Origin of the sequence: Mycolicibacterium aichiense (assembly GCF_010726245.1) — a bacterium.
Taxonomy (GTDB): Bacteria; Actinomycetota; Actinomycetes; order Mycobacteriales; family Mycobacteriaceae; genus Mycobacterium; species Mycobacterium aichiense.
In genome coordinates, this window is the sequence record NZ_AP022561.1 from 312,810 (window position 1) to 337,372 (window position 24,563).

Consider the following 24,563-nt stretch of genomic DNA (forward strand, 5'->3'; position numbering starts at 1 on the left):
AAAAGGCCTGATCAGCGACTAGCGTATGCGCCCATGGAAGCACAGCGTGCCCAGAACAGCCCCGGGTCGGAGGCCCCGGATGGCTTCGGGGTCGCCGTGGTTCGCGAAGACGGCAAGTGGCGTTGCTCGGCCATGAGCGCAAAGGTTTTGACCAGCCTGACTGCTGCCGAGACGGAGTTGCGAGAATTGCGCAGCGCCGGCGCAGTGTTCGGGCTGTTGGACATCGACGACGAGTTCTTCCTGATCGTGCGGCCGGCGCCGTCAGGGACGCGGCTGCTGTTGTCGGATGCGACGGCGGCGCTGGATTACGACATTGCCGCCGAGGCGCTGGAGACTCTGGACGCCGACATTTCACCGGAAGATCTCGACGATGCCGACCCGTTCGAAGAGGGTGACCTGGGTGTCCTGGCCGATATCGGGCTGCCCGAGCCGGTGCTGAGCGTGATCCTCGACGAAACCGATCTGTACGCCGACGAACAACTCGGCCGGATCGCGCGGGAGATGGGTTTCGCCGACGAGCTGTCAGCAGTGCTCGACCGCCTCGAGCGGTGAATCGCGACGAACTCCTGGTGCGCGCGGCCATCGACGCCGCCGGACTGGCCGGGTCCGAGGACGTGCCGATCGGTGCGGTGGTCGTCGGCCCGGACGGCACCGAGCTGGCCCGGGCAGCCAACGCCCGCGAGAAGCTCGGTGACCCGACCGCCCACGCCGAGATTCTGGCGCTGCGGGCGGCCGCCCAGGTGTACGGCGACGGGTGGCGGCTGGCGGGAACGACGCTGGCGGTGACCGTCGAGCCGTGCACGATGTGCGCGGGCGCGTTGGTGATGGCCCGGGTGGCGCGCGTGGTGTTCGGTGCGTGGGAGCCCAAAACCGGTGCGGCGGGCTCACTTTGGGATGTGGTGCGCGACCGGCGGCTGACGCATCGGCCAGAGGTGCGCGGGGGAGTGCTTGCCGACGAGTGCGCCGGGCTGTTGGAGGGCTTTTTCGCTCGTCAGCGCGATTTGGGTTAGCCCGCCCGCGACACGTAAGCTCTTCGGCGGTGGCGTGTCCGAGCGGCCTAAGGAGCACGCCTCGAAAGCGTGTGACGGGTAACCCCCGTCCGAGGGTTCAAATCCCTCCGCCACCGCCATAAGCCCCGAAGCCTGCATTGGCTTGCGGGGCTTTGTCGACGGCAGTGGTTCGCCGACAGTGGGGGATACCGGCGGTAAAGGCACGAGATCTCGACGACAAGACGCACGCTCGGCGTCGTACGGCCGGCGACTGACGCCTGTTTTGCTGAATCGCCAGCAAACCCCGCGCGCGTCCGTCAAGGTAGTAAGCATGGCGAAAGATCTCCGGGCTCGGGTGTTTGTCGCGGCGACAACCGTTTTCGTCGTCGGCTCGGTTCTCGGTGTACCGAGTGCGGCGGCTGACGATTCGGTCTGCACTTCGGTGGGCCAGTACTGCGGCTTCTACTCGCCGTCGCGCAACATCAGTTGTGAGATCAACACCGGCGGCCGCGTCGGCGAGGACGGCGTGTACTGCCAGACCGACAGCCCGCCCCAGTCGGTCACGCTGAACAACGACGGCACGTTCAAGTCGTGTACGGGCGTGAGCTGCCTTGGCAACGCCGCACAGGGGATCCCGACGCTCGCCTACGGAAAGACGATGGCGCTCGGGCAATTCACGTGTCTCTCCGAAGAGAGCGGGGTCAGCTGCACCTCGGCGGGCGGTCGTGGTTTCACAATCTCCAGAAGCGGCATCGGCACAGCCGGCTGATTGCGGTGACTTGCAGGTCGGGGACCAGCTCCTAAGATCGGCGCTATGGGTTTGCTGGACACCAGCTGCGTCGGATTGAACCAGCTAGCCACGGACTGTCGGTCCCTTGGCGCGGCGATAGCCGCAGGGACTGATTACGCGCCCAGTGGGTCGACGTGGCAGGCGACGGTCGCGGCCATCAATGACGCCAACGCCGACGCTGCCGTCGCTGCCCGTGCGATGGGTGCGCGGATGCAGGACACCGCCGCGAGTCTGAGCATCACGGCTGCACACTACGAAGTGAACGAGGATCGCTCGGCCAGTGACCTACGTGTTCTGGTAGCCGAGGTGTAGATGGCCGCCATCGGTGTGATCCCGTCGCTAACGCAGGTCCGCGCCTGGGATGTCGGCCACCTCAGCGAGGCAGCGGCCCGCTGGACTGACACAGCGGCTGGGTGGGAGGACGCTTTCACGCGCGTCTCATCGCAGATATCCGTTCCGGGTGGCACTCGGTGGGACGGCTCGGCCTCTCAGGCCGCCCAAGTACGGGCTTTCTCGGACCGTCTGCGCGTCACCGGCTTGGCTGACCGGCTTCACGAAGCCGCGCGAATCGCTGAGCGCGGCGCTGATCAGATCGCGTATGCCAAACAGCGAGTCGTTGATTCGGTGCACCGAGCAAGCGAAGCTGGATTCGTTGTCGGCGAGGACTTTTCGGTCACCACCCGCAATGCGGTCAGCCCGGCGGACATGGCAATTTGGCAGGCTGAGGCTGAAGCCTTCGCTACGGACATAGGAGCCCGGGTAGGCGAACTCGTCCTCGCTGATCGCCAGATCGCGGCGCGAATAAGGAATGCCACGGCAGGTGTCGGTGCTGCGAACTTCCTCGACGGCGAGGGGGAGAGCGTCGTGGAGCCCGCAAGCGCCCTCCGCTTCAAGGATTCGCCGGCGGATGACACCAGCGACCCTCCCGCGCCCGGCGGAGGGTATGGCAGCTATCACTACGGCTACCCGTTCAGCACACCGGAGGGCTGGACGAAAGAGCAGATCATGAGCGAGACCCGGGCACATTTCAACAATTACTTCACCTTCACCGCGGATCCGGCTGACCTGGTCGAAGGTGCCACGATCAACCTCCAAGGACCGTTCGGTGAGAACGAGCCGGTGAAGGTTGTGAGTGTCACGCCCGACAGCTTTACCTTCGTATCGCTGCCCGGCCATAACGAAGGTGCCGGCCGCACAATTACTTTCAGCATCGTCCAAGCGCCGGCAAGTCCAATACCCGGACGCCTGGCTTGGGAATTGCGGGTCGCCGCGTCGGGTCCCGTGTCAGACCTCAGCCTCATACCGGGCACCAGCTGGCTGAACAAGGCCGTGTGGCAGGTGTTCGCCGACAATCTCAACGCGAGGCTGCCGGGTCGACCGCCGCAGCCTGGTGTGGTCGTCGTCTGATGGCGACCACGCCGGTACGCAGGACGCTGTCCGCCCTCATCGGGGCGGTAGTCGGCTACCTGGTGTGGCTCGGCGCAACCGCGATCATCGCGGCAACTACCCCAGTGCGCTTCTGGGTGCTCTCCGGTGCCATCGTGCTGGTTGCCCTCACCTCGATCGCGGTGGCCTTGGCCGTCCGCCACAAGCACACGCTCAAGGCTGCGGCCTTCTGGTCTGCACCGGTTCTCCCGATCCTGTTCAGCGTCTACCTGCTGGTCGTCGTCGTTACGTAAATCGTCGCCCTGCCTGCGCCATGGCTGTGAATACCGCTCGACGCGTCGCGATTCCCAGGAACCTCGCCTACCCTGGCGCTTTGACGATTCAACGTTGTATGCCAGGGGGTTCGAGATCATGACGACCGCTTCGACCAGCACCCGACGATTGCTTTATGCCGCAATCGGATTGGCGATCGCGGCCGCCCCGGCTGTCGCGGTGTTCGCCGCCGCCGACCCCACGCCGCGGCTGGCGGCGCAGTGCGCGGACTCCGATACCGAGGACAGCTTCTCGATGAACTGCGCGCCGACGATCATTCCCGATACCAGCGATCAGCTCACCGAGGCCGAGGTGGCCGAGCCCGGCTTCAACGGCGGCAACCACAGCGGCGGTGGCGGCGGTGGGGGCGGCGGACACCGCTGACCCAAAGCGGCGCCGGACAACCATTCCATCGTGCGGTTTCATCCGCGACACTCCGGCGCCGGCGTATCAGTTCGCACTCTCGCTCCTGCCGCCGCTGACCGGGCGCGACGCCTCTGGGAAATCCGTGTGGCAAACCGGTGTAATGGGCACACGGGTTAGAAATCTAAGCGGAGGTCATCGATGGAGCTGATTTCACCGACCGACTCGATGTTCTTGCTGGCCGAGTCCCGAGAACATCCCATGCACGTCGGTGGCCTGCAGCTGTTCGAGCCGCCCGAGGGCATGGGCCCGGAGTTCCTGGCCGGCATCTACAACGATCTGCTCACCTATCAGGACGTGCAGCCGACGTTCCGCAAGCACCCTGGTGCATTCTTCGGCGGCATCGCCAACCTGACCTGGGCCTTCGACCGCGACATCGATCTGGAATACCACCTGCGCCGCTCGGCGCTGCCCCAGCCGGGCCGGGTCCGTGAACTCCTCGAGCTGACCTCGCGATTGCACGGCAGTCTGCTCGATCGGCACCGGCCGCTGTGGGAGACCCACCTGGTCGAAGGCCTCAACGATGGGCGGGTCGCGGTCTACACCAAGGTGCACCACTCGCTGCTCGACGGTGTCTCGGCGATGAAGCTGACCCGGCGCACCCTGTCGACGGATCCGCAGGACGACGAGATCCGGGCGCCGTGGACCATCGGCCCGCGCGCACGCACCAAAGACAACGGCCGCGGGTCGCCGCTGGGCGGTCTGAGGCGAGCGGCCGGATCAATGATGGGGCTGGCCCCCTCCGCGGTGACCATCGCGCGCGCCGCCCTCCTCGAACAACAGCTGACCCTGCCGTTCGAGGCGCCCAAGACGATGTTCAACGTCCCGATCGGTGGGGCTCGTCGCGTGGCCGCTCAGTCCTGGCCGGTCAAACGCATCATCGCGATCAAGGACGCCGCAGGTGTCACCGTCAACGACGTCATCCTGGCGATGTGCGCGGGTGCGCTGCGGGCCTATCTGATCGAGCAGGACGCCCTGCCCGACAAGCCGCTGATCGCCATGGTGCCGGTCAATCTGCGCGACGAGGATGACCAGTCCAGTGGTGGCAACCAGGTCGGCGCCATCCTGTGCAACCTGGCCACCGACGAGAGTGACCCGGCCAAGCGCCTGGCGGCGATCAACGCGTCGATCAGCGGCAACAAAGAGGTGTTCCTGCAGTTGCCCAAGATGCAGCAGCTGGCCCTGTCTGCGTTCAACATGGCACCCCTGGCCCTGACCCTGCTGCCGGCGCTGGCTGCCGCGGCTGCGCCTCCGTTCAACATCGTGATCTCCAACGTGCCCGGTGCCCGCGAGCCGCTGTACTGGCACGGCGCACGGCTGGACGGCAATTATCCGTTGTCGATCGCGCTCGACGGCCAAGCGCTCAACATCACGATGTCCAACAACGCCGACAATCTCGACTTCGGCTTGGTCGGCTGCCGGCGCAGCATCCCGCATCTGCAAAGGCTGCTCGCTCAGCTGGAGGACTCGCTGGCCGGGCTCGAAAAGGCGGTCGGGGTCTAACCACAAGAAAGCGGCGGCGACCCCTCGGGGCGCCGCCGCTTCGTCCGGGCTGCCGCTACGGGCAGGTGACCTGAATTTCGAAAGGCTTGGTCACCGGCTGCATCGGGTTGGCCATGTCGACGCCCGTCGCAGTTCCGCTGATCTTGTAGGTGTTGCCGTCCTTGGTGGCGGTGGCGTTGGCGCCACCGGGCACGCCCGCGGTGTAGCCCAGCGTGACGCCGTTGACGTTGCCAAGGCCGACGGACTGCACGGACGAGGCATCGGCGGACAGGACGGCGGCGATACCGGTGGTCGCCTCGCCGATCGCGATGTTGAGGTTGCCGCCGGCCGTCGCGCAGACGACCTGACCCTGGACGTTCTGCGCCTGACCGTCGATCGTCACCGTGGCGGTCCCTGCACCGGCGGTCGCGCTCGGGGATCCCGCCGCACTCGTCGTCGTCGCAGCCGCGGATGTCGTCGCACTTGCGCTCGTCGTCGACGTTGATTTGTTGTCGTCTTTCGAACAACCTGACAATCCGGCCACCAGGACCGCGGCGCCGGCAACGGTCACCACCAAGCCACGTTTCACTGATTTCTCCTTATGTAAGGTGATCCGTCGACATTGACGGATCATCGGAGAAAAGTATGGTGCGCCAATTCGCGGTCATGGCAAGAATGCGCGAAAATCTCCTCTGCCAGTCACGTAGCCGAAACTTCACCCGACATCGGGGCAAATGACGAGCCGCACAGGCAAAGTCGGTATCTTCACGGTCATGCAGACATTGCGCACACCCGACGAGCGATTCGCGGGAATCCCGAATTTCCCTTATGTACCGCACTATTGCGAGCTCGACGATGACGAGGGCGGACGCCTGCGAGTGGCGTGGATCGACGAGGGCCCGAAGGACGCCGATCCCATTCTGTTGTTGCATGGCGAACCGACGTGGTCGTTTCTGTACCGCAAGATGATCCCGGTGCTCACTGCCGCGGGGCATCGGGTCATCTGTCCGGATCTGGTCGGTTTCGGGCGTTCCGACAAACCCACCCGCCGCGAGGACCACAGCTATGCCCGCCACGTCGAGTGGATGCGCGCGTTGGCGTTCGATGTCCTCGATCTGCAGCGGGTGACTTTGTTCGGACAGGACTGGGGTGGGCTGATCGGGCTGCGCCTGGCTGCGGAGAACGCCGACCGGTTCGCCCGCATCGTCGTCGCCAACACCGGACTGCCGACGGGTGACTTCGACATGCCCGAGGTGTGGTGGCAGTTCCGGCGCGCCATCCAGGACTCGCCCAGCATCGACGTCGGCCGGTTCGTCGAGTCGGGATGCCTGCGACCGATGAGCGACGACGTCCGCCAGGCCTACAACGCCCCTTTCGCCGACGACAGCTTCACCGCCGGTGCGCGGGCGATGCCCGGATTGGTGCCCACCACCCCGGACGATCCCGCATCCGAGGCGAACCGCCGGGCCTGGGCCACCCTGACCGCAGGCTCGACGCCGATGCTGGTGGCCTTCAGCGACGGCGACCCGATCACCGGCGCGATGGCCCCGATCTTCCAGCAGATGGCGGGGGCGCAGGGTCGCGAACACCCCACGCTGCACGGAGCCGGGCATTTCATCCAGGAGGATGCCGGCGAGGAGCTGGCCGGCCACATCGTGCGGTTCCTGGAGTAGCGCGCCGCGCTGGTTAGATGTCGACGTGCCCTTTTTCACCGTCGACGCGGAGCTGCCCGGCCGGCGGGGCCGCAGCGGGGTGATCCACACGCCCCACGGCGACATCCACACCCCGGCGTTCGTCGCCGTCGGCACCAAGGCCACCGTGAAGGCGGTGCTCCCCGAGACGATGCGTGAGCTGGGTGCGCAGGCGGTTCTGGCCAACGCCTACCACCTCTACCTGCAGCCTGGCCCCGACATCGTCGACGAGGCCGGCGGCCTGGGTGCGTTCATGAACTGGCCGGGGCCGACGTTCACCGACAGCGGCGGGTTCCAGGTCCTGTCGTTGGGTGCCGGGTTCCGCAAGGTCCTGTCGATGGACGCCAACCGGGTACAGGCCGACGACGTGATCGCCGAGGGCAAGCAGCGGCTGGCCCATGTGGACGACGACGGGGTCACGTTCATCTCGCATCTCGACGGGTCGACGCACCGGTTCACTCCCGAGGTGTCGATGCAGATTCAGCACAAGATCGGCGCCGACATCATCTTCGCGTTCGACGAGTTGACGACGTTGGTGAATACCCGTGGCTACCAAGAGGAATCGGTGGCGCGCACGCAAGCATGGGCGGTGCGCTGCATCGCCGAGCATCGCAGGCTGACCGCCGAACGTCCGGAGCGGCCCGCGCAGGCGCTGTTCGGGGTGGTTCAGGGTGCGCAGTACGAGGACCTGCGCCGTCAGGCGTCGCGGGACCTGGCCGGCATCGTCGATTCCGAGGGACGTGGCTTCGACGGTTATGGAATCGGCGGCGCGCTGGAAAAGCAGAACCTGGCCACGATCGTCGGCTGGTGCGTCGACGAGCTGCCCGACGACAAGCCCCGTCACCTTCTCGGCATCAGTGAGCCCGACGACCTGTTCGCCGCGATCGCCGCGGGTGCCGACACCTTCGACTGCGTGTCACCGTCGCGGGTGGCGCGCAACGCGGCGGTGTACTCGCCGACCGGGCGCTTCAACATCACCGGCGCACGCTATCGGCGGGACTTCACCCCGATCGACGCCGACTGCGACTGCTACACCTGCGCGAATTACACCAGGGCCTACCTGCATCACCTGTTCAAGGCCAAGGAGATCCTGTCCGCCACGCTGTGCACGATTCACAACGAGCGGTTCATCATCCGCCTGGTCGACCAGATCCGCGCCGCGATCGTGGCCGGCGAGTTCGACGAGCTCCGCGAGGATGCGCTCGGCAACTACTACGGCCATTCGACGCGTGCACAATAGCGTGCACAATAGGTAGATGACTGCCGCCGCCGAGCCGCAAGAGCTGCTGGTAAAACTGCTCGACCCCGCCAACCGGGCCAACCCGTACCCGGTCTACCGGCAGATCCTCGACCGCAGCCCGATGCTGATTCCCGAGTCCACCCTGCACGTGATGTCCAGCTTCGCCGACTGCGACGAGGTGCTTCGCCACCCCGACTCGTGCAGCGACCGGCTGAAATCGACCGCCGCGCAGCGGGCCATCGACGCCGGTGAGCAGCCCCGGCCGTTCGGCACCCCCGGCTTTCTGTTCCTCGACCCGCCCGATCACACCCGGTTGCGCAAACTGGTCAGCAAGGCGTTCTCGCCACGAGTGGTCAAGGCGCTGGAGCCCGACATCACCACGATGGTCGACGACCTGCTCGACAAGGCCGCCGAGACAAGCGAATTCGACGCCATCGAGCAGCTCGCGCATCCGTTACCGGTCGCGGTGATCTGTCGGCTGCTGGGCGTGCCGATCGAGGATGAACCGCAGTTCAGTTCGGCATCAACACTTTTGGCGCAGGGACTTGACCCGTTCGCCACGTTCACCGGTGAGCCCCAGGGTCTCGAAGAACGTCTGAAGGCCGGAATGTGGCTGCGGGGCTATCTGCGCGAATTGCTGGAGCGCCGCCGCGCGGAGCCGCGCGACGACCTGATGTCGGGCCTGATCGCCGTGGAGGAATCCGGTGACCAGCTCACCGCAGAGGAGATCGTCGCGACCTGCAATCTGCTGCTGATCGCCGGCCACGAGACAACGGTCAACCTGATCGCCAATGCCATCCTGGCGATGCTGCGGCACCGCGAGCATTGGACGGCGTTGAGTGCCGACCCTGCCCTGGCCCCGAACATCATCGAGGAAACGCTGCGCTACGACCCACCGGTGCAGCTGGCCAGCCGGGTGGCCGGCGCGGACATGCAGATCGGTGACACCCGAATCCCCAAGGGCGACATCATGATGCTGCTGCTGGCGGCAGCGCATCGCGATCCGGCTGTCACCGAGCGGCCCGACGACTTCGACCCGGCCCGCACCCCGATCCGCCACCTGGCATTCGGGCACGGACCGCACTTCTGCCTCGGTGCACCGCTGGCGCGGATGGAGGCCGCGGTGGCGCTGACCGCGGTGACCCGACGCTTCCCACACGCGCGGCTGGCCGCCGAGCCGACCTACAAACCGCACGTCACGCTGCGCGGCATGGCCCGCCTCGAGGTCGCCGTCTGAGCTCACCGCGAATAGGCCTGACCTGTAAAGGAATAGACGGCTAGACCGCCAGGAAACGGTCGAAGCGCGAGTCATAGCCCTGCTGTCGGATTGCCAATTGCTCGGCCCGCTGCGCGGGGGTGACGAACACGATGTCAGACGGCAACACTGACGGCAGGTCCGCCAGACGCACCACGCGGGAGGTCACGGTAGGCGGACCGGCGCCGGGGTTGGCGTTGGGTAGCTGCCATCGCACGAAAAGGCTGCCCTGCGAGAGGCCCGCCGTGTCTACCCAATTAGCCACTCCGGGATCGCTTTTGGAGATGACCAATGTGTAGGACCCATCCGCGTTCCCAACGGCCTGCGAGGAGTTCAGGCTGCTCTGGTGGTTGCGGTAGTCGGGCGTGATCGTCCAGGCGTCGGTGATGGGCGTGGTGAAATAGCCGGCATCGCCGAGCGTCACGGTGACGACCATGGCCTGGTCGTCATCGAGGTGAAACAGCGTGGAGCTTTGCCGTTGTGTGGACAGGGTTCCGAAGGTGTGGGTGGGCTTACCCAGCGAGTTCACCGGCTGGACGAAGGGCAGCAGCATCAGGCCGTACAAGGCGACGCCCGAGGTCAAGGCCAACGAGACTGCGCCGCCGACCAATTGATCGTAGGTCTTCGGTGTCACCGCTGGAAGTCCGTCCACGCGAGACACGGACAGCTCGACCGGCGAGTCGGTCCACTGTCCCAGCGTGTCGCGAATGAACACCTGCTGGGCGTCGTGCGTCATGTGCAGGTGATTGGGAGTGCCGTCGTCCGGTCCGGCATCCACCGTGATCGTGAATGTTCCGTCCGGGTTCACCACCAGGTCATGCAACCCGATGTTGTCCACCGAGTTCGTCACGTTCGGGTCGGTGTACACCGAGAAGTTGAGGTCGGCAGGGCGCTCGCCGACGAACTTTCCGGTGATCACATACGAGTATTTGGCGTTGACCGGAATGGTCCGATAGACCGAATCGGGATTGTCGTATGCCCAGCGACCGCCCGGAATAGCCAAGGGACCCCAGGCGTGGGGCGGTATCTCGTAGGTCAAGACTCGCGGCCGAGCGGCGTCGGTGTTGACCATACGCATGGCGACACCGAAGGTGAACTCGTCGAGAGCGTGGTTCAGCCGGGCGATGTTGCCGCTGTCGAGCCCACCGGCCGGCAGGTATTTCAACGCCGCCATGGTGAACCACCATGGCCGCAACACATCCTTGATCCATTGCAGCCGAGGCGAATTGGCGACCTGGGCTGCCAGGGCTTCCATCTGGAGTTGTTCGGGCGCGGCTGTCGACCCGGGGGCCAGGGTCACGCTGATCTGCGTCTGCCCGTCGGTCGGGTCGGGATTCAGCAGTCCCGAGAGGTTCATGTGCAGTGGGTTTCCGGAGTGGTCGTCGGCCCTGACCATGAAGGTGTCGGTGCCGCCGGTGGCGGCAAACTTGTCGGTGGGCACGTAGGAGAACGTCCCGTCGGGCCTGATGATCACGCTTCCGTGGGCGGGCGCGGACGTCAGCAGATAGGAGATCTTGTCCCCTTCCCGATCGACACCGTTGAGGGAGCCGGTCACCACGCCGTACTGGGAGGCCGCGTTCTGTGCCGGGTCGAACGAAATGGTGGGCGCCGCGTTGAAGAACGCGGCGCCGACGTGCCGGCGAATCCACTGGGCCGCACCGGCCAGTGCCTCGTCGGGGGACGGCAGCCGCGCGGGGTGCCCATCCGGTCGGACGCTGCGGGCGGCGACCCGCGTGCTCGCGCGCTGCGACGGTGCTGATGTGACGCGGGCGTTGTTGGTCACGTGTGCAGACTTGCGTAGGGGAGCAGAAAACCGGGATGCCGTTGCGCCTGTGGCGGCGGACGGCCCCGGCGCTGCGGAATCCGCTGTCGATGACGCATGTCCGGCGCTGGGTGAGTCGGCGGATGCGACAGCCGGTGCCAGTGCGGCACCCACCCCGAGAAACAAGGCCAGCGCGCCGACTCTGCCGACGTATCGGCCATAACCGCGCGTGCCGGAGCCATCGGCTGTTCTGCTCATCGAAAGACCCCCCGGGGCACAACGTTGTGGTTTCGATCCGTCGCGTAGCGTAACTCACGGCTCGCTGTCAGCCGGCCAGTGCGGAGATCACTTCCTGAGCAGCCCGCTCGCCGGCGTCGACGGCGCCCTCCATATAGGCGCTCCAATGCGTCGCGGTGTCGGTTGAGGCCCAATGGATCACGCCGATAGGCGCCGAAAGGGCAGGACCGTACGCCGTCCACACATGCGGGCCCAGGTTGGCGTTGTAGCAGCCGCGGGTCCACTGCCGGTCCGACCACTCGCCGTCGACGTAGAACTCGGGATGGGCCGCTTTGCCGCCGTAATGGCGCACCAGTTCGGCGGTGAGCGCGGCGCGGCGTTCGTCTTCGGGGAGGCGTCCGAAGGTGCGGGCCTGTTCGCCTTCGAGGAACATCAGGATCACGCCGTGATCGTCACCGGGGATGCAGGTGTCGTTGGACATCCGGGCCGGGCCGACGTCGGAGATCAGCTGCCCGTTGAATCCGTCAGTGCGCCAGAACGGTTCGTCGTAGACGAAGAACGCCTTCATGGCCGATCCGTTGGGTAGCCGCTGGGTGAGCTGATCGCGCACCCCGGGAAGCGGCGGGTCGTACATGATCCGGCCTGCGAGGGTCGGTGAGATGGCCACGATCACGCGACGGCCGCGAGCGACCACTCCGCCGCGGCAGTGCACGCTCACACGAGAGGCGGAGTGCTCGATCAGCTGGACGGGGACCTCCAGCATGATGTGATCGGCGATCAGTGCGGCCAGTCGTCGCGGAATCTCGCCGGTGCCGCCGACGAACCGGGTGGTCTGGGCGCCTCCTTCGGATTCGGCGAACAGCTCGGAGGTCACTCCGCAGGTCTGGATGGTGAACAGCAGATGCAGAAACGACACCTCCGCGGTCGGCACCGCGAGGATGCCGACCGTACAGATCTCGACCAGGGTGCGGGCGACCGCTGACAGTCCCTGGGCGTCATACCATGCGCCTGCGGTGATGGAATCCCATTCGGCCGCTTGGTTTGCCGACCACGGAGCATCGACGGGAACCTGGGCGGCAAGCTCGTCCAGCCGGCGCAGCACACGCTCCAGCTCGGCAAGCTCGTCGCCGAAGCGGGCGTGGAATTCGCTCTCGCGCAACACTCCAGACCCGACGAGGTCATAGGACGTCTCGCCGTCGTCGAACTGTGGGTAGGTCTCGACGCCGAGCTCGGCAGCCAGCCGGAACATCCTCTCGTGGGTGTCGCCGATCCACTGGGCGCCGAGCTCGACGGGTAGGCCGGGTATGACCTCCTCGGTGAGGATGCGACCGCCGACGCGCTCGTCGGCCTCCAACACCACCGGTGTGAGCCCGGCCGCCAGCACCGTGCGGGCAGCGATCATTCCGGAAAGCCCGGCCCCGACAATCACGACGTCCGCGTCGACCTGCGTCTGCTTCGGCATCAGGACACTGTGGCACAGCGCCGGTCCGGCTACAGAGGATTGAGGACCCGCTCCAGGAACTGGCGGGTTCGGGCTTCCTTCGGGTTGCCGAGCACCTCCTCGGGCGGGCCCTGTTCACCGATGACGCCACCATCGGTGAACAAGACCTGATTGGAAACCTGTCTGGCGAATTGGATTTCGTGGGTGACGATCACCATCGTCCAGCCCTCGACGGCCAGGTCCTTGATCACCGAGAGCACCTCACCGACGAGCTCGGGATCCAGTGCCGACGTCGGCTCGTCGAACAGCACCAGCTTGGGCTTGAGCGCCAGCGCCCTGGCGATACCGACCCGCTGTTGCTGCCCGCCGGACAATTGATAGGGGTACTGATCGCGTTTGTCGGCCAGTCCGACCTGGTCGAGAAGTGTGACCGCGTCGGCGATCGCTTCTTCTTTGGGTCGCTTCTGGACGATCACCGGTCCTTCGATGACGTTCTGCAGCACCGTCTTGTGTGGAAACAGGTTGTGACCTTGGAACACAAAGCCGCTTTGTGACTGGAACCTGCGCAGCTCGGATTTCGTTGTCGGCGTGGCGAAGTCGATCTCGACATCGTCGATCCGGATCACGCCGGCGTCGGCGCGGTCCAAGGCGTTCAACGTACGCAACAACGTGGTCTTGCCCGACCCGGACGGGCCGATGATCGCGGTCGCGGTTCCGCGTTGCACCGTGAACGACACGCCCTTGAGTACTTTGTTGTCGCCGAACGCTTTCTCGATGCCGTCGGCGACGACACGGTATTCGGTTTCGCCGCTGGTCTCGGTCATCTCGCCACGTACCTTTCCAGCCGGTGCTCGAGGCGGCTCTGGCCGAACGAGAGCACCAGGCAGATGATCCAGTAGTACGCCGCGGCCGTGCCGTACAGCGCGAAGAACTCGAAGGTGGGCGCGGCGGCCACCTGTGCGGTGCGCAGCAGTTCGGTCACCAGGATGGTCGAGGCCAGCGAGGTGTCTTTGACCAGTGAGATCAGGGTGTTGGACAGGGGCGGTACCGCAACCCGGGCCGCCTGCGGGAGGATGATCCGCCGCAGCGCGCCGGCGTAGTGGTAGCCGATGGTCTCGGCGGCTTCCCACTGGCCTTTCGGGATGCTTTGTATCGCCGAGCGGATGATCTCGGCGGCGTAGCCGCCGACGTTGAGACTGAACGCGATCACCGCCGCGAGGAACGGGTCGAGTTTGATGCCGATCTGCGGCAGTGCGTAGAAGATGATGAACAACTGCACCAGCAGTGGTGTGCCGCGGATGACCGAGATGTAGAACCGGGCGACGTTCGACACCACCACGTTTCTGGACAATCGGCCCAGCGCCACCACGAGCGCGATGACCAGCCCGATGACGAAGCTGATGACGGTCAGCGGAATGGTCACCGTGATCGCGGCCTTGGCCAACGGCCACAGGTTCTCACCGATGAGCTGCCATACCGAGCGCTGTCCGGCTTCGGTTCCCGCGGATGCCGGCGCTCCGGTGGCGTTGGCTTTGAGGTACTTCTGGGAGATCGCGGCCAAGGTGCCGTCGGCCTTCAATTCGTCGAGGGCCCGGTTCAGGTCCGGCAGCAGACCGCTGTTCTTTCGGGCGGCGAAGCCCTGTTCGCTCTTCTCCCCGATCGTGGCGCTGATCTTCACCGACTGGTTGTTGGTCTCGGCCTGATAGGCGTGGAAGGCGATGCTGTCGTTGACGACAGCGTCGACCCGACCCTGATTGAGCAGGGTGATCGCCTGGGTGAACCCTTCCGCCGGGGCCACCGTCGCCCCGGCGTCGCGGGAGACCTGGGCCCAGTTGCTGGTGATGCTGGCACCGGCGGTCTTGCCCTTGAGATCGCGCAGCGAGGTGATCGAATTGTCATCTGCCCGGGTGATGATGACGCCTTCACCGACCGAATAGGGTTCGGACAGATCGTATTTGCTCTTACGTTCCGGGGTGATGGTCACTTCGTTGGCCACGACGTCGAACCGGTTGGCCTCTAGTGCTGCGAAGATGGAATCCCATGGTGTCTGGACGAATTCGACCTTCTTGCCGAGTTTCTCGCCGACCGCGTTGGCGACATCGACGTCATAGCCGGCGAGTTGTCCGGTGGCGGGGTCCTGGAAGCTGAACGGCGCATACGTGCCTTCGGTGCCGACCCGCAGCACACCGGAGGACAGCGGGTCGCCACTATCGGGCTTGGCGCAGCCGCCGAGGAGCACTGCGGCGACCATCGCGATGGCCAGCAGTGCTGCGCGTGGGAAATGACGCATTCGGCGGACAGTAATGCTGTGGAAGATGCCCGCCAAGGGTTGCGATCAAACCGGTTGATACACCCACGGCTCGCGGGGCAACCTGGCCGGATCGAACCGGCCCAGCAGTTCAGCCATGTCCGACGACGGCCAGCCCAGCGATTCGGTGATCAAGGCGAACGTTCTGGTCACACCGAGTTCGGCCAGAGTGACGGCGCCGTCGCGTTTGGCCAGCCGCTTGCCTTCTGCGTTGAGGACCAGTGGAACGTGGCCGTATACCGGCTGCGGATAGCCGAGGAGCCCGGCCAGGTAGGCCTGCCGGGGGGCAGAGGCCAGCAGGTCGTGGCCGCGGACCACCTGGTCGATGCCGGAGCGCGCGTCGTCGACGACGACGGCCAGGTTGTAGGCAGGCACCCCGTCACCGCGGCGCAGCACGAAGTCGTCGACCACCCCGGTGTAGCTGCCGTGGATGACGTCGGTGACCGTGTACTCGCCGGTATCGGCACGCAGCCGCAGTGCGGGCGGGCGCCCTGTCTCGCGCTTGGCGGCCCGCTCGGCGGTAGACAGGTCACGGCAGGTGCCGGGGTAGGCGCCTTCCGGGGCGTGCGGCGCGCGCGGCGCGCTGAGAATATCCTTTCTGCTGCAATAGCATTCGTACACCAGGTCGCGCTCCACCAGCTCGGCGATTACCGTGTCGTAGCGTTCCCGCTGCCGGGACTGCCATTGCGGTTCGCCGTCCCATGTGACACCGATTGCGGCCAGGTCATCGAGCTGACGCTGCGCCACGTTGTCGTGTGTGCGGTCGTCGAGGTCTTCGACACGCATCAGGAAGTTCCGGCCTGTCGAGCGAGCGAACAGCCATGTCAGCACCGCGGTGCGCAGGTTGCCGATGTGCAGGTCGGCGGACGGGCTGGGGGCGAACCGGCCTGCGCCCGGTGTTGGGCGGGTCACGCCCGCAATCTAGCTCAGGGGATTCGACCGCCGCTCAACCGACGCGCTGGCCTGCGCTGTCCGCGGCGATCCGCCATCCGGCGCTGGATTCCTGGTGGTGCCAGAACTCGGCGAAACGCCCACCCAGAGCGTTGAGTTCGTCGATGCTGCCATGTTCGACGACCGTGCCGGCGTCGACGAACAGCACCTGGTCGGCGTGCCGGATGGCGTCGAGGCGGTGCGCGATGATCACCCGGGTCCGCGGCTGGGGATCGTCGTTGATCGCCTGGGTGATCGCCGCTTCGTTCTCGGTGTCCAGCGCGCTGGTCGCTTCGTCGATCAGCAGAACGCCCGCAGGCTTGACCAATGCCCTTGCGATGCTGACCCGTTGGCGTTCGCCGCCGGACAGGGCGGTACCTGCCTCGCCGACGGTGGACTGTGCGCCGTCAGGAAGGCGTTCGACGATGTCGTCGACGCGAGCCAAGCTCATCGCCTGGTGCAGTGCGTCGTCGCCGGCCTCGGGATACCCCGCGCGGATGTTGTCCGCGATCGTCCCGTCGAACAGATACGGATGCTGGAACACCACACTGACCATTGCGCGGCGCGCGTCGGGACCGATATCGGCGCTGTCGGTGCCGCCGACGACGATCTGGCCGCCCTCAGGAGTGTGCAGTCCGGCGATCAGCGACAGGATCGTGCTCTTGCCGGAACCGGACGGGCCGACGATCGCGGTGGTGGTCCCGGGTTCGAGGGTGAACGACAGGTCTTTGAGGACCTCGGTTCCCTGGTAGCCGAAGCTCACTGACCGGAATTCGATTCTGGGCGCCGATGATTCACCCGACGGCAGCGCACTGCGTCCAGGCTGTGCAGGCACCGGTGCAAAGGTGACGGTGTTGAGCCGGTCCAGCAGGCCGCGCGAGGACTCCACCGCGCCGGACAAGTCGGCCAGCACCGTGAACGGTTCGAGAAAGCGCACCATCACGATCGCCAGTGCCACCCCCTCGGCCGCGCCGAGGTCGCCACGCAGTGTCAGTGTCGTGATGGTGGCCGCCAGCAGGATGAGTGCGATCTGGCTGGCCACGCTGAACAACAGCTGACCGGGGATCTGGAACAGCAGCAGCCGGGCGGTTGCACCGCGGACGGCGGTGAGAGCTTCTCCGGTCTGGCTTCTGGCCGCGGTGACGCGGCGACTGGCTCGCAACGCCTGCTGGGTGCGGGCGAATTCCACGAGGCGTTCGGTAAGGGCACTGTGGGCGCTGGCGTCGGCGGCGTCGGCGGCTCGGACCAGCCGCTGGCTGGCGACCAGAGCCCCGAGGAGGAACGGCAACGCGATCGCCGCCGCCACTCCGACCTGCCACGAGACGAAGAACAGGCCGGCCGTGATGGCGGCGGGCAACAGCAGCGCACCGACGAAGGGACTCAGCAGGTTCGCCACGAAGCCGACCAGTTCCGGCGCGCTGGCCGCGATGGCCTGGCGGGCCACGGCGGTGTTGTCGGCGGTGAACCACCGCAGCGGAACGTCGGTGAGCCGGTTGGCCATGGAGTGCTGGGTGGTGTCGGCCAGCGTGAAGCCGAGACTGAAACCGATGCGGGCCAACACCATGTCGACGACCCACCCACCGACCGTGACCACGGTGAGTGCACCGACCCACGGCCACGCGTCCGCCGCGTGTGGACCGAACAGCGCGGCGAGCAGCGGCACCAGCAGCAGTGCGCTGGCCGCACGCAGGGTCACCGAAATCAGCGTCAGCGCAACGTAGCTGGTGAGCTGGCCACGATCCTGGGCGGGAATCAGCCGGATCAGGGAGCGGATCATCGTGCGGCCTCGGCGGTCATTCGACTATCCCACAGGCGGCGGTAGCGGCCGTCGGTGGCGAGCAGTTGGGAATGGGTGCCGGCCTCGGCTATGCGGCCGCCGTCGAGCACGACGATCTGGTCGGCATCGGTGATGGTGTGCAGCCGGTGGGCGATCACCAGTACCGTGCGGTTGGCGATCAATGAGCTCAACGCCTGTTGCACCAGGTATTCGGATTCGGGATCGGCGAAGGCCGTGGCCTCGTCGAGGATGAGGATCGGGGTGTCGGCCAGTAGTGCGCGGGCGATGGTGAGGCGCTGCTTTTCACCGCCCGACAGCGGCGTGTTCGCCCCGATGACGGTGTCGTAGCCGTCGGGCAACTGCAGGATCCGGTCGTGGATCTGCGCGGTGCGCGCTGCGCGTTCGATATCGGCGGCTGCCGCGTCCGGCCGGGCGAGCGCAATGTTGTCGCGCACGGTGCCGGCGACGAGTGCAATGTCCTGAAACACGAACCCGACCCGGGTGTACAGCTCGTCGGGAGACATCGTGCGGATGTCGCGGCCGTCGATCCGGATCGCGCCGGTGTCGACGTCGTGGAAGCGCGCCAGCAGCGCGGCCAGGGTGGACTTGCCCGACCCGGACGGACCGACCAGAGCGGTCACCGTTCCCGCCGTCATCGTCAGCGTCACGTCGTGGATCACGGGCACCCCCGGGCGATAACCGAAGCTGACCGCCTCGAAAGTCACGCCTTCCGGCGCGGGTGATGTCGGGAGTTCGTCGGGCCGGGTGGTCAATTCGGTTTCGTCAATCGTGACCGCGATGCGCCTGGCGGCCTGCGTGCCTTCCCGGATGCCGCCAAGACCGTAGGCTATTCCGAGCAGGCGGCTACCGAAAGTGGTGCCCAGCAACAGGAATGGCAGCAGTGCGGTGGGCGCCGTCCAGCCGGCGGCCACGAACGCGGTGCCCGCCGTGACGATGAGCCACAAGAATGTGCTCGGCCGGGTCACCAGATCCATGAAGGTCTTCTTACCGATGAACGGGCGTTGCCATTCGTTGAGGAACACTATGTAGCCATCCAATCGGCGGCGGAAGGACGAGGACGCCGCGCCGCCGAATACCCGAATCACCGGCTGGCCCTCCAGGAATGCCGCAGACTCCGTGTTCATCTGCTCGGCCCAGCGGGATGCCTCGGCGATTTTCGGGCCGCTCTGATAGACCATGGTCCACGTCGTGACGATGTACACGAGGATCGGCAGGAACAGGATCAGCGCCATGCCCCAGTCGACGGCGAACAGGTAGATCAGCACCGCGATCGGCGCGACGACCGCTGCGACTGCGTCGCACACCGCGTGCGTCACCAGATAATGCAGCGACAGGGTGTCGTCCTGGATGAGCTTCTTCACCGAGCCCGATCCGCGATCGGTGAACCAGCCCAACGGCATTCGAGCCAGTTTGTCGAGCAGCAAGCGCCGCACCTCAGCGCTGAACCGCATGTCGACCACATGCAGCCACAGCACCAGAACCGCTCCCAGCGTGGTACCGGTGGTCAGCAGCACGACGAACACGGTCACTGTGTTCCACACCCGGGATTGGTCGGCGCCGCTGAGCAACTGTTGCGCCAACTCGGCCAGAACCACGAACGGAGCGAGTTGGAGCAGGGTGAGCAGTGCCTGCAGCACGCCTGCGACGATCAGCTGTGGCTTCACCGGTGCGAGAAGCTCTTTGCCCGCTTGGGAACGCCACGTCCCCTTGGCGGTGATCGAGGGGGTCAGTGCCGTTGCGGGCTCCGGTGTTTCCGCAGCAGTCGTCGGGGATTCGTCGTCGCGCGTGCTGCCCATCTCGCGCCCCTGCGTCCAGTACGCCTGGGCCTTGACTTCGGTCTTGGGGAATCCGAATGCGTCTTTCAGCCTTTTCCGAAGATGTTTGAGCGCACCGGCCTCTGGGCCGGCCCATGCCGACCAGTTGGACCAGTCCCGGTCCTCGATGGCCGCTGCCAGTGACGTGTCGTCAACCCGCGGCACCCAATGCAGGCGGCGACGCGGGTGCTCGGCGAGTGGGATGAGTTCGTCGTGGTCGCCATGGCGTTCGAGGTAGACCTCGACGTCGACCTCGGGGGGCAGCGCGGTGAGGATCGAGTTGATCGCCGGGATGGACGCGGAGTCGCCGATGAGCAGGAAGCCCGCCGGAAGCTCCTCGGGCACCACGAACGGCGCCGATCCCAGCGACACCGCTGGAATGGTCATGCCGGGCGCGGCGCTCGAAGCCCACGTGCAGGCCGGGCCGGCAGGCTCGTGGAGCACGACGTCGATGGCGAAACGGCCGGCGGTGGCGTCGGCCCAGACGATCGTGTAGGCGCGTTGGAACTCGGTGCGGCCCCCGGCCGGATCGGGAAACCAGAACCGCAGCCAGGTTGTCGGTCCCGCGTCGACGTCGTCGAACAAGGTCGCCGAGGACATGGTGATCCGGACGCAGTGGGGTGCGATGTGCTCGACCTGTTCGACGGTCGCGAGGTGGTCGCGCCCTCCGAATCCGCGCAGCATGGCGCCTTGGAAACCTCGTCCCATCACGGTGTCCTCTGCTCGCGACTCATGAGGCTAGTTAGCTTACCCTAAGCTAACTAGCCTGTCGGGCCTCCCCGTCACTCCAGGTAGTTGCGTAAGTAGGCGAACGACCCGGCGCGTTAATACCGAAACTTTCGTCGGCGAAAATTTATTAATTCTATATGCCGCTCAGGACTAATAGCGGCCGAAAACTAAGCCCAGACTAACTATATTGTGGCGAGGACAGCCCAGCCTCATCTAAGTTGCCGACGGCCCCGCGACGTGCCAAAGTGCAAGCGCGACAACACCGATCCAGCGCTGAGAAGTGCCGCGCTTGCGGTGGTGCTGTACTAGATTCACCTCGTACGGTATTGAATAGATTCAGGCCAATTCGGCAGCCCGCTAATCGTGGCTTCAGTGCGATGACAGGAGAAAGTGAATGCAAGGCGACAGCGAGGTTCTTACGCTCCTGAATCAGCAGCTGACAAGCGAGCTGACCGCAATCAATCAGTACTTCCTGCACTCCAAGATGCAGGACAACTGGGGCTTCACCGAACTGGCTAAGCACACCCGCGACGAGTCGTTCGACGAGATGCGCCACGCCGAGCGCGTCACCGACCGGATCCTGATCCTGGACGGGCTGCCCAACTACCAACGAATCGGCACGCTGAACATCGGCCAGACGATTCGCGAACAGTTCGAGAGCGACCTGGCGCTGGAGTACGAAGTGGTCAACCGGCTGAAGCCGGCCATCGTGCTGTGCCGTGAGAAGCAGGACTCGACCACGGCCAACCTTTTCGAGGACATCGTCGCCGACGAGGAACATCACATCGACTACCTCGAGACGCAGCTGGAGCTGATGAACAAGCTCGGTGTGGAGCTCTACTCGGCGCAGTGCGTGTCCCGTCCGCCGGGCTCGCTCGACTAGAGCCGCTCCGTACGCATCGGCACCGATTGGCCCGTCCGGCACCGCGGATACCGGCGGTAACGCAGCGCGCCTGCGACAGGCGGAATGTCTGACCTGGCAATTGCGGTTATGGTGGTCTAGATACCCCCGCGGGTAACCTCGGCGGGGCTGACGAAGGGATTCACCATGGTCGGCGATCAGGACGCCATCGAAGCCGTGCTCAACAGGCTGCGCCGGGCGCAAGGTCAACTCGGCGGCGTCATCTCGATGATCGAGCAGGGGCGTGAGTGCAAAGACGTGGTCACCCAGCTGGCTGCCGTCTCACGCGCACTCGACCGCGCCGGCTTCAAGATCGTCGCCACCGGACTGAGGGAGTGCGTCACCGGTGAGGCATCCGGCGCGGACAAGCCCATGACAGAGGCGGAGCTGGAGAAGCTGTTCCTCGCACTCGCATAGCGTCGACGACACAGGAGTCATCATGAGCATCGCGTTGACCGCAAGTCTGAACACATCGTTCGACGACGCTGTCGCCCGAACGCGTAAGGCATTGGCAGATCAAGGTTTTGGTGTCCTCACCGAGATCGATGTCAAGGCAACGATGAAGAACAAGCTGAACGCGGACATGGAGAACTACCTGATCCTCGGCGCCTGCAACCCACCGCTGGCACACCGTGCGATCGGGGTCGACCGGCAGATAGGTCTGCTGCTGCCATGCAACGTCGTCGTTCGTAGCGACCCGGATGATGCGGACCGCACCCTCGTCGAGGCGATGAACCCGCAGCTGCTCGTGGACGTGACCGAAGAGCCGGAACTCCAGCCCGTCGCGCAGGAAGTGGCCGACAAGCTCGGCGCCGCCATCGCGGCGCTGACGGCCGCCTAGCCCAGCCCGGGCACTATCTCGCTGAGGCTGAAGGTCGCGGGCTGCTCCAGCTGCTCGTAGGTGCACGAGCGTGGATCGCGGTCCGGCCGCCAACGATTGAACTGGGCGGTGTGCCGGAATCGCTCACCTTCCATGTGGTCGTAGCGCACCTCCACCACCCGCTCGGGGCGCAGCGGAACGAACGACAAGTCCTTGCCGGCGTTCCATCGGGACCCGGCGTTCTTCTGGGGTGTGCGTTCACCCGCCTCGAGCGCAGCCCAGTTCCACGGGTGAGAGTCGAATTCGGTTACCAAAGACTGTAATTCGGCGAACAGCCGCCGCCGCTCGGTCATCGGGAACGCCCCGATCACTCCGACTGACGCCAAGGCCCCGTCGTCCTTGTACAGCCCGAGGAGCAGCGAACCGATCGCGTCGTCGCTCGACTTGTGTACGCGGTAGCCGGCCACCACGCAGTCCGCGGTGCGCTCGTGCTTGATCTTGAACATCACCCGCTTGTCCGGCTGGTAGGTGACCGTCAGCGGTTTGGCGATCACGCCGTCGAGCCCGGCTCCTTCGAATTCGGAGAACCACCGCTGCGCGGTGTCCGCATCAGTGGTCGCGGGTGTGACATGGAAGGACGGACCCGCATCGGCCAGGGCCGCCGTCAGGGCGGCGCGACGCTCGGTGAACGGGCGGCCGGTGAAATCGTCGTCGCCGAGCGCGAGCAGATCGAACGCGACGAACGCGGCGGGGGTCTTCTCGGCGAGCATGCGGACGCGGGAGTCCGCGGGATGTATCCGCTGTTGGAGCGCCTCGAAGTCCAGCCCGGAGTCGGTGGCGATGACAATCTCCCCATCGATCACACACCGCGGGGGCAATTCGGCGAGGGCGGCGCTGACCAACTCGGGGAAATAGCGCGTCATCGGCTTCTCGTTGCGGCTGCCCAGGACCACGTCATCGCCGTCCCGAAAGCAGATCGAGCGAAACCCATCCCACTTCGGTTCATAGGACGCGTCGGGCGGGATGGTCCGCACCGACTTGGCGAGCATCGGCGACACCGGGGGATTGACGGGCAGCTGCATGGGTTCATTCTCGTCTCGTGCGAGTGGGCTTCGAGCGTGAGTAGGTTGAATAGCGTGAGCAGACCCCAATTCAACCGGTCGTTCTGATGGCGACCAAGGCCGAAGAGGTCGACGTCGACGGCGTCGCCGTCAGGCTCACCAACCCGGACAAGGTGTACTTCCCCAAACTCGGGGCGAACGGCACCAAGGGCAAGCTCGTCGAGTACTACCGCGCAGTGGCAATGGGCGGACAGCTGCTGGCCGCGTTGCGCGACCGCCCGACTCACCTCCAGCGGTTCCCGGACGGCATCGACGGCGAGGAGATCTACCAAAAGCGGGTGCCGGAAAAGCGCCCCGACTATCTGCACACCTGCCGGGTGACCTTCCCGTCTGGTCGCACCGCCGATGCGCTCATGGTGACCCACCCCTCGGCGATCGTGTGGGCCGCGCAGATGGGCACAATCACGTTGCACCCGTGGCAAGTTCGCTGTCCGGACACGGACCATCCCGACGAACTGCGGGTGGACCTCGACCCGCAACCGGGTACCGGCTTCGCCGAGGCGCGCACCATCGCCGTCGACATCCTCAAGCCGGTGCTCGACGAGCTCGGTCTGGTCGGCTATCCGAAAACCTCCGGCGGCCGCGGTGTGCACGTGTTCGTCCGCATTCGGCCGGACTGGGACTTCACCGCGGTCCGCCGCGCCGGGATCGCGCTGGCGCGCGAAGTGGAGCGCCGGGCGCCGGAGCTGGTGACCACGTCGTGGTGGAAAGAAGAACGCGGCCAGCGGGTCTTCATCGACTACAACCAGAACGCCCGCGACCGAACCTTCGCCAGCGCCTACTCGGTGCGCGCGACGCCCATCGCCACAGTGTCGACCCCCCTGACATGGGAGGAACTGGTCGACGCCGATCCCGACGACTTCACCATGGCCACGGTGCCGGCGCTGATCGCCGAACGGGGCGACCCGATGGCAGGCCTGGACGAGGTTGCCCACTCGATCGACTCGCTGCTGGACATGGCGGCGGCCGACGAGGAGCGTGGCCTCGGCGACCTGCCTTATCCGCCCAACTATCCGAAGATGCCTGGCGAACCGCCACGGGTGCAGCCGAGTAAGAAGGTGGCGGCGCACTGGGATGAACACGGCAACCCGAAGACGTGAAAGTGCCACGCGGACTGATCATTACGGCGTCGAC

Annotated in this window: 24 protein-coding genes and 1 tRNA gene; 15 read left to right on the plus strand and 10 right to left on the minus strand. The window is 65.8% G+C overall.

Features of this window, described 5'->3' with window-relative positions; all coding sequences use genetic code 11:
- Positions 1-33: 33 nt before the first annotated feature.
- The 4 genes from G6N32_RS01410 (at position 34) to G6N32_RS01425 (ending at position 1,758) form a co-directional block, all read left to right on the plus strand.
- Complete coding sequence (locus G6N32_RS01410; protein WP_115317675.1) at positions 34-552, plus strand: tRNA adenosine deaminase-associated protein; 519 nt, start codon at positions 34-36, stop codon at positions 550-552.
- Entirely contained in the window at positions 549-1,010 is a 462-nt protein-coding gene (locus tag G6N32_RS01415; protein WP_115317674.1) for a nucleoside deaminase, read from the plus strand. Before G6N32_RS01410 ends, G6N32_RS01415 begins: the two co-directional genes overlap by 4 nt.
- A gap of 28 nt (positions 1,011-1,038) precedes the next feature.
- Positions 1,039-1,129 (plus strand) — tRNA-Ser (locus G6N32_RS01420).
- A 191-nt stretch (positions 1,130-1,320) separates the two neighbouring features.
- The gene (locus tag G6N32_RS01425; RefSeq protein ID WP_115317673.1) at positions 1,321-1,758 is read left to right on the plus strand and encodes a hypothetical protein; all 438 of its coding nucleotides are present in this window, start codon (positions 1,321-1,323) and stop codon (positions 1,756-1,758) included.
- Between the two features lie 134 nt (positions 1,759-1,892).
- Here G6N32_RS01425 and G6N32_RS29075 read toward each other — a convergent pair whose 3' ends face one another.
- Positions 1,893-2,021: a hypothetical protein gene (locus G6N32_RS29075; RefSeq protein ID WP_264028836.1), complete on the minus strand. Its 129-nt coding sequence runs from the start codon at positions 2,019-2,021 to the stop codon at positions 1,893-1,895.
- Between the two features lie 70 nt (positions 2,022-2,091).
- Between G6N32_RS29075 and G6N32_RS01430 the strand changes: the two genes are divergently transcribed.
- The 4 genes from G6N32_RS01430 (at position 2,092) to G6N32_RS01445 (ending at position 5,403) form a co-directional block, all read left to right on the plus strand.
- On the plus strand, positions 2,092-3,186 hold the full coding sequence (locus G6N32_RS01430) for a hypothetical protein (RefSeq protein ID WP_115317671.1): 1,095 nt from the start codon (positions 2,092-2,094) through the stop codon (positions 3,184-3,186).
- A complete protein-coding gene (locus G6N32_RS01435; RefSeq protein ID WP_115317670.1) occupies positions 3,186-3,458 on the plus strand; it encodes a hypothetical protein in 273 nt (90 codons plus the stop codon). Before G6N32_RS01430 ends, G6N32_RS01435 begins: the two co-directional genes overlap by 1 nt.
- A gap of 118 nt (positions 3,459-3,576) precedes the next feature.
- Positions 3,577-3,861, plus strand: coding sequence for a hypothetical protein (locus G6N32_RS01440; protein WP_115317669.1), 285 nt, complete (start codon positions 3,577-3,579; stop codon positions 3,859-3,861).
- Positions 3,862-4,041: 180 nt separating this feature from the next.
- Positions 4,042-5,403: a WS/DGAT/MGAT family O-acyltransferase gene (locus tag G6N32_RS01445; protein WP_115317668.1), complete on the plus strand. Its 1,362-nt coding sequence runs from the start codon at positions 4,042-4,044 to the stop codon at positions 5,401-5,403.
- 55 nt (positions 5,404-5,458) lie between these two features.
- On the opposite strand, the gene G6N32_RS01450 is transcribed toward G6N32_RS01445, so the two are convergent.
- Complete coding sequence (locus tag G6N32_RS01450) at positions 5,459-5,971, minus strand: lipoprotein LpqH (protein ID WP_115317667.1); 513 nt, start codon at positions 5,969-5,971, stop codon at positions 5,459-5,461.
- Positions 5,972-6,155: 184 nt separating this feature from the next.
- Here G6N32_RS01450 and G6N32_RS01455 point away from each other — a divergent pair, with 184 nt between their 5' ends.
- The 3 genes from G6N32_RS01455 to G6N32_RS01465 are packed head-to-tail and all read left to right on the plus strand — an operon-like array spanning position 6,156 to position 9,550.
- On the plus strand, positions 6,156-7,055 hold the full coding sequence (locus tag G6N32_RS01455) for a haloalkane dehalogenase (RefSeq protein WP_115318909.1): 900 nt from the start codon (positions 6,156-6,158) through the stop codon (positions 7,053-7,055).
- A gap of 25 nt (positions 7,056-7,080) precedes the next feature.
- Complete coding sequence (gene tgt, locus G6N32_RS01460; protein ID WP_115317666.1) at positions 7,081-8,313, plus strand: tRNA guanosine(34) transglycosylase Tgt; 1,233 nt, start codon at positions 7,081-7,083, stop codon at positions 8,311-8,313.
- A 16-nt stretch (positions 8,314-8,329) separates the two neighbouring features.
- A complete protein-coding gene (locus tag G6N32_RS01465) occupies positions 8,330-9,550 on the plus strand; it encodes a cytochrome P450 (RefSeq protein ID WP_115317665.1) in 1,221 nt (406 codons plus the stop codon).
- A 40-nt stretch (positions 9,551-9,590) separates the two neighbouring features.
- Here G6N32_RS01465 and G6N32_RS01470 read toward each other — a convergent pair whose 3' ends face one another.
- The 7 genes from G6N32_RS01470 to G6N32_RS01500 all read right to left on the minus strand — a co-directional run bounded on the left by G6N32_RS01470 (position 9,591) and on the right by G6N32_RS01500 (position 20,566).
- Positions 9,591-11,351: an Ig-like domain-containing protein gene (locus tag G6N32_RS01470; RefSeq protein ID WP_163789072.1), complete on the minus strand. Its 1,761-nt coding sequence runs from the start codon at positions 11,349-11,351 to the stop codon at positions 9,591-9,593.
- Positions 11,352-11,655: 304 nt separating this feature from the next.
- Entirely contained in the window at positions 11,656-13,029 is a 1,374-nt protein-coding gene (locus tag G6N32_RS01475; RefSeq protein ID WP_115317663.1) for a flavin monoamine oxidase family protein, read from the minus strand.
- 29 nt (positions 13,030-13,058) lie between these two features.
- A complete protein-coding gene (locus tag G6N32_RS01480; protein WP_115317662.1) occupies positions 13,059-13,832 on the minus strand; it encodes an amino acid ABC transporter ATP-binding protein in 774 nt (257 codons plus the stop codon).
- On the minus strand, positions 13,829-15,298 hold the full coding sequence (locus G6N32_RS01485; protein ID WP_115317661.1) for an ABC transporter permease subunit: 1,470 nt from the start codon (positions 15,296-15,298) through the stop codon (positions 13,829-13,831). Before G6N32_RS01485 ends, G6N32_RS01480 begins: the two co-directional genes overlap by 4 nt.
- Positions 15,299-15,343: 45 nt before the next feature.
- A complete protein-coding gene (gluQRS, locus tag G6N32_RS01490) occupies positions 15,344-16,228 on the minus strand; it encodes a tRNA glutamyl-Q(34) synthetase GluQRS (RefSeq protein WP_115317660.1) in 885 nt (294 codons plus the stop codon).
- A gap of 34 nt (positions 16,229-16,262) precedes the next feature.
- Positions 16,263-18,023, minus strand: coding sequence for an ABC transporter ATP-binding protein (locus tag G6N32_RS01495; protein ID WP_115317659.1), 1,761 nt, complete (start codon positions 18,021-18,023; stop codon positions 16,263-16,265).
- Positions 18,020-20,566: an ABC transporter ATP-binding protein/permease gene (locus G6N32_RS01500; RefSeq protein WP_115317658.1), complete on the minus strand. Its 2,547-nt coding sequence runs from the start codon at positions 20,564-20,566 to the stop codon at positions 18,020-18,022. Before G6N32_RS01500 ends, G6N32_RS01495 begins: the two co-directional genes overlap by 4 nt.
- Before the next feature lie 415 nt (positions 20,567-20,981).
- On the opposite strand from G6N32_RS01500, the gene bfr reads away from it, so the two are divergent.
- The 3 genes from bfr to G6N32_RS01515 all read left to right on the plus strand — a co-directional run bounded on the left by bfr (position 20,982) and on the right by G6N32_RS01515 (position 22,329).
- Positions 20,982-21,470 carry a bacterioferritin gene (gene bfr / locus G6N32_RS01505; RefSeq protein ID WP_036341926.1) on the plus strand — a complete coding sequence of 163 codons (489 nt, stop codon included), beginning with the start codon at positions 20,982-20,984 and terminating at the stop codon, positions 21,468-21,470.
- A gap of 165 nt (positions 21,471-21,635) precedes the next feature.
- On the plus strand, positions 21,636-21,905 hold the full coding sequence (locus tag G6N32_RS01510; RefSeq protein ID WP_115317657.1) for a metal-sensitive transcriptional regulator: 270 nt from the start codon (positions 21,636-21,638) through the stop codon (positions 21,903-21,905).
- A gap of 22 nt (positions 21,906-21,927) precedes the next feature.
- A complete protein-coding gene (locus tag G6N32_RS01515) occupies positions 21,928-22,329 on the plus strand; it encodes a DUF302 domain-containing protein (protein ID WP_115317656.1) in 402 nt (133 codons plus the stop codon).
- Here the strand turns inward: G6N32_RS01515 and G6N32_RS01520 are convergent.
- The gene (locus G6N32_RS01520) at positions 22,326-23,390 is read right to left on the minus strand and encodes an ATP-dependent DNA ligase (RefSeq protein ID WP_115317655.1); all 1,065 of its coding nucleotides are present in this window, start codon (positions 23,388-23,390) and stop codon (positions 22,326-22,328) included. The two genes, G6N32_RS01515 and G6N32_RS01520, sit on opposite strands and share 4 nt — an antisense overlap.
- Before the next feature lie 86 nt (positions 23,391-23,476).
- Here G6N32_RS01520 and ligD point away from each other — a divergent pair, with 86 nt between their 5' ends.
- Positions 23,477-24,529: a non-homologous end-joining DNA ligase gene (ligD, locus tag G6N32_RS01525; protein WP_163789074.1), complete on the plus strand. Its 1,053-nt coding sequence runs from the start codon at positions 23,477-23,479 to the stop codon at positions 24,527-24,529.
- Positions 24,530-24,563 lie beyond the last annotated feature (34 nt).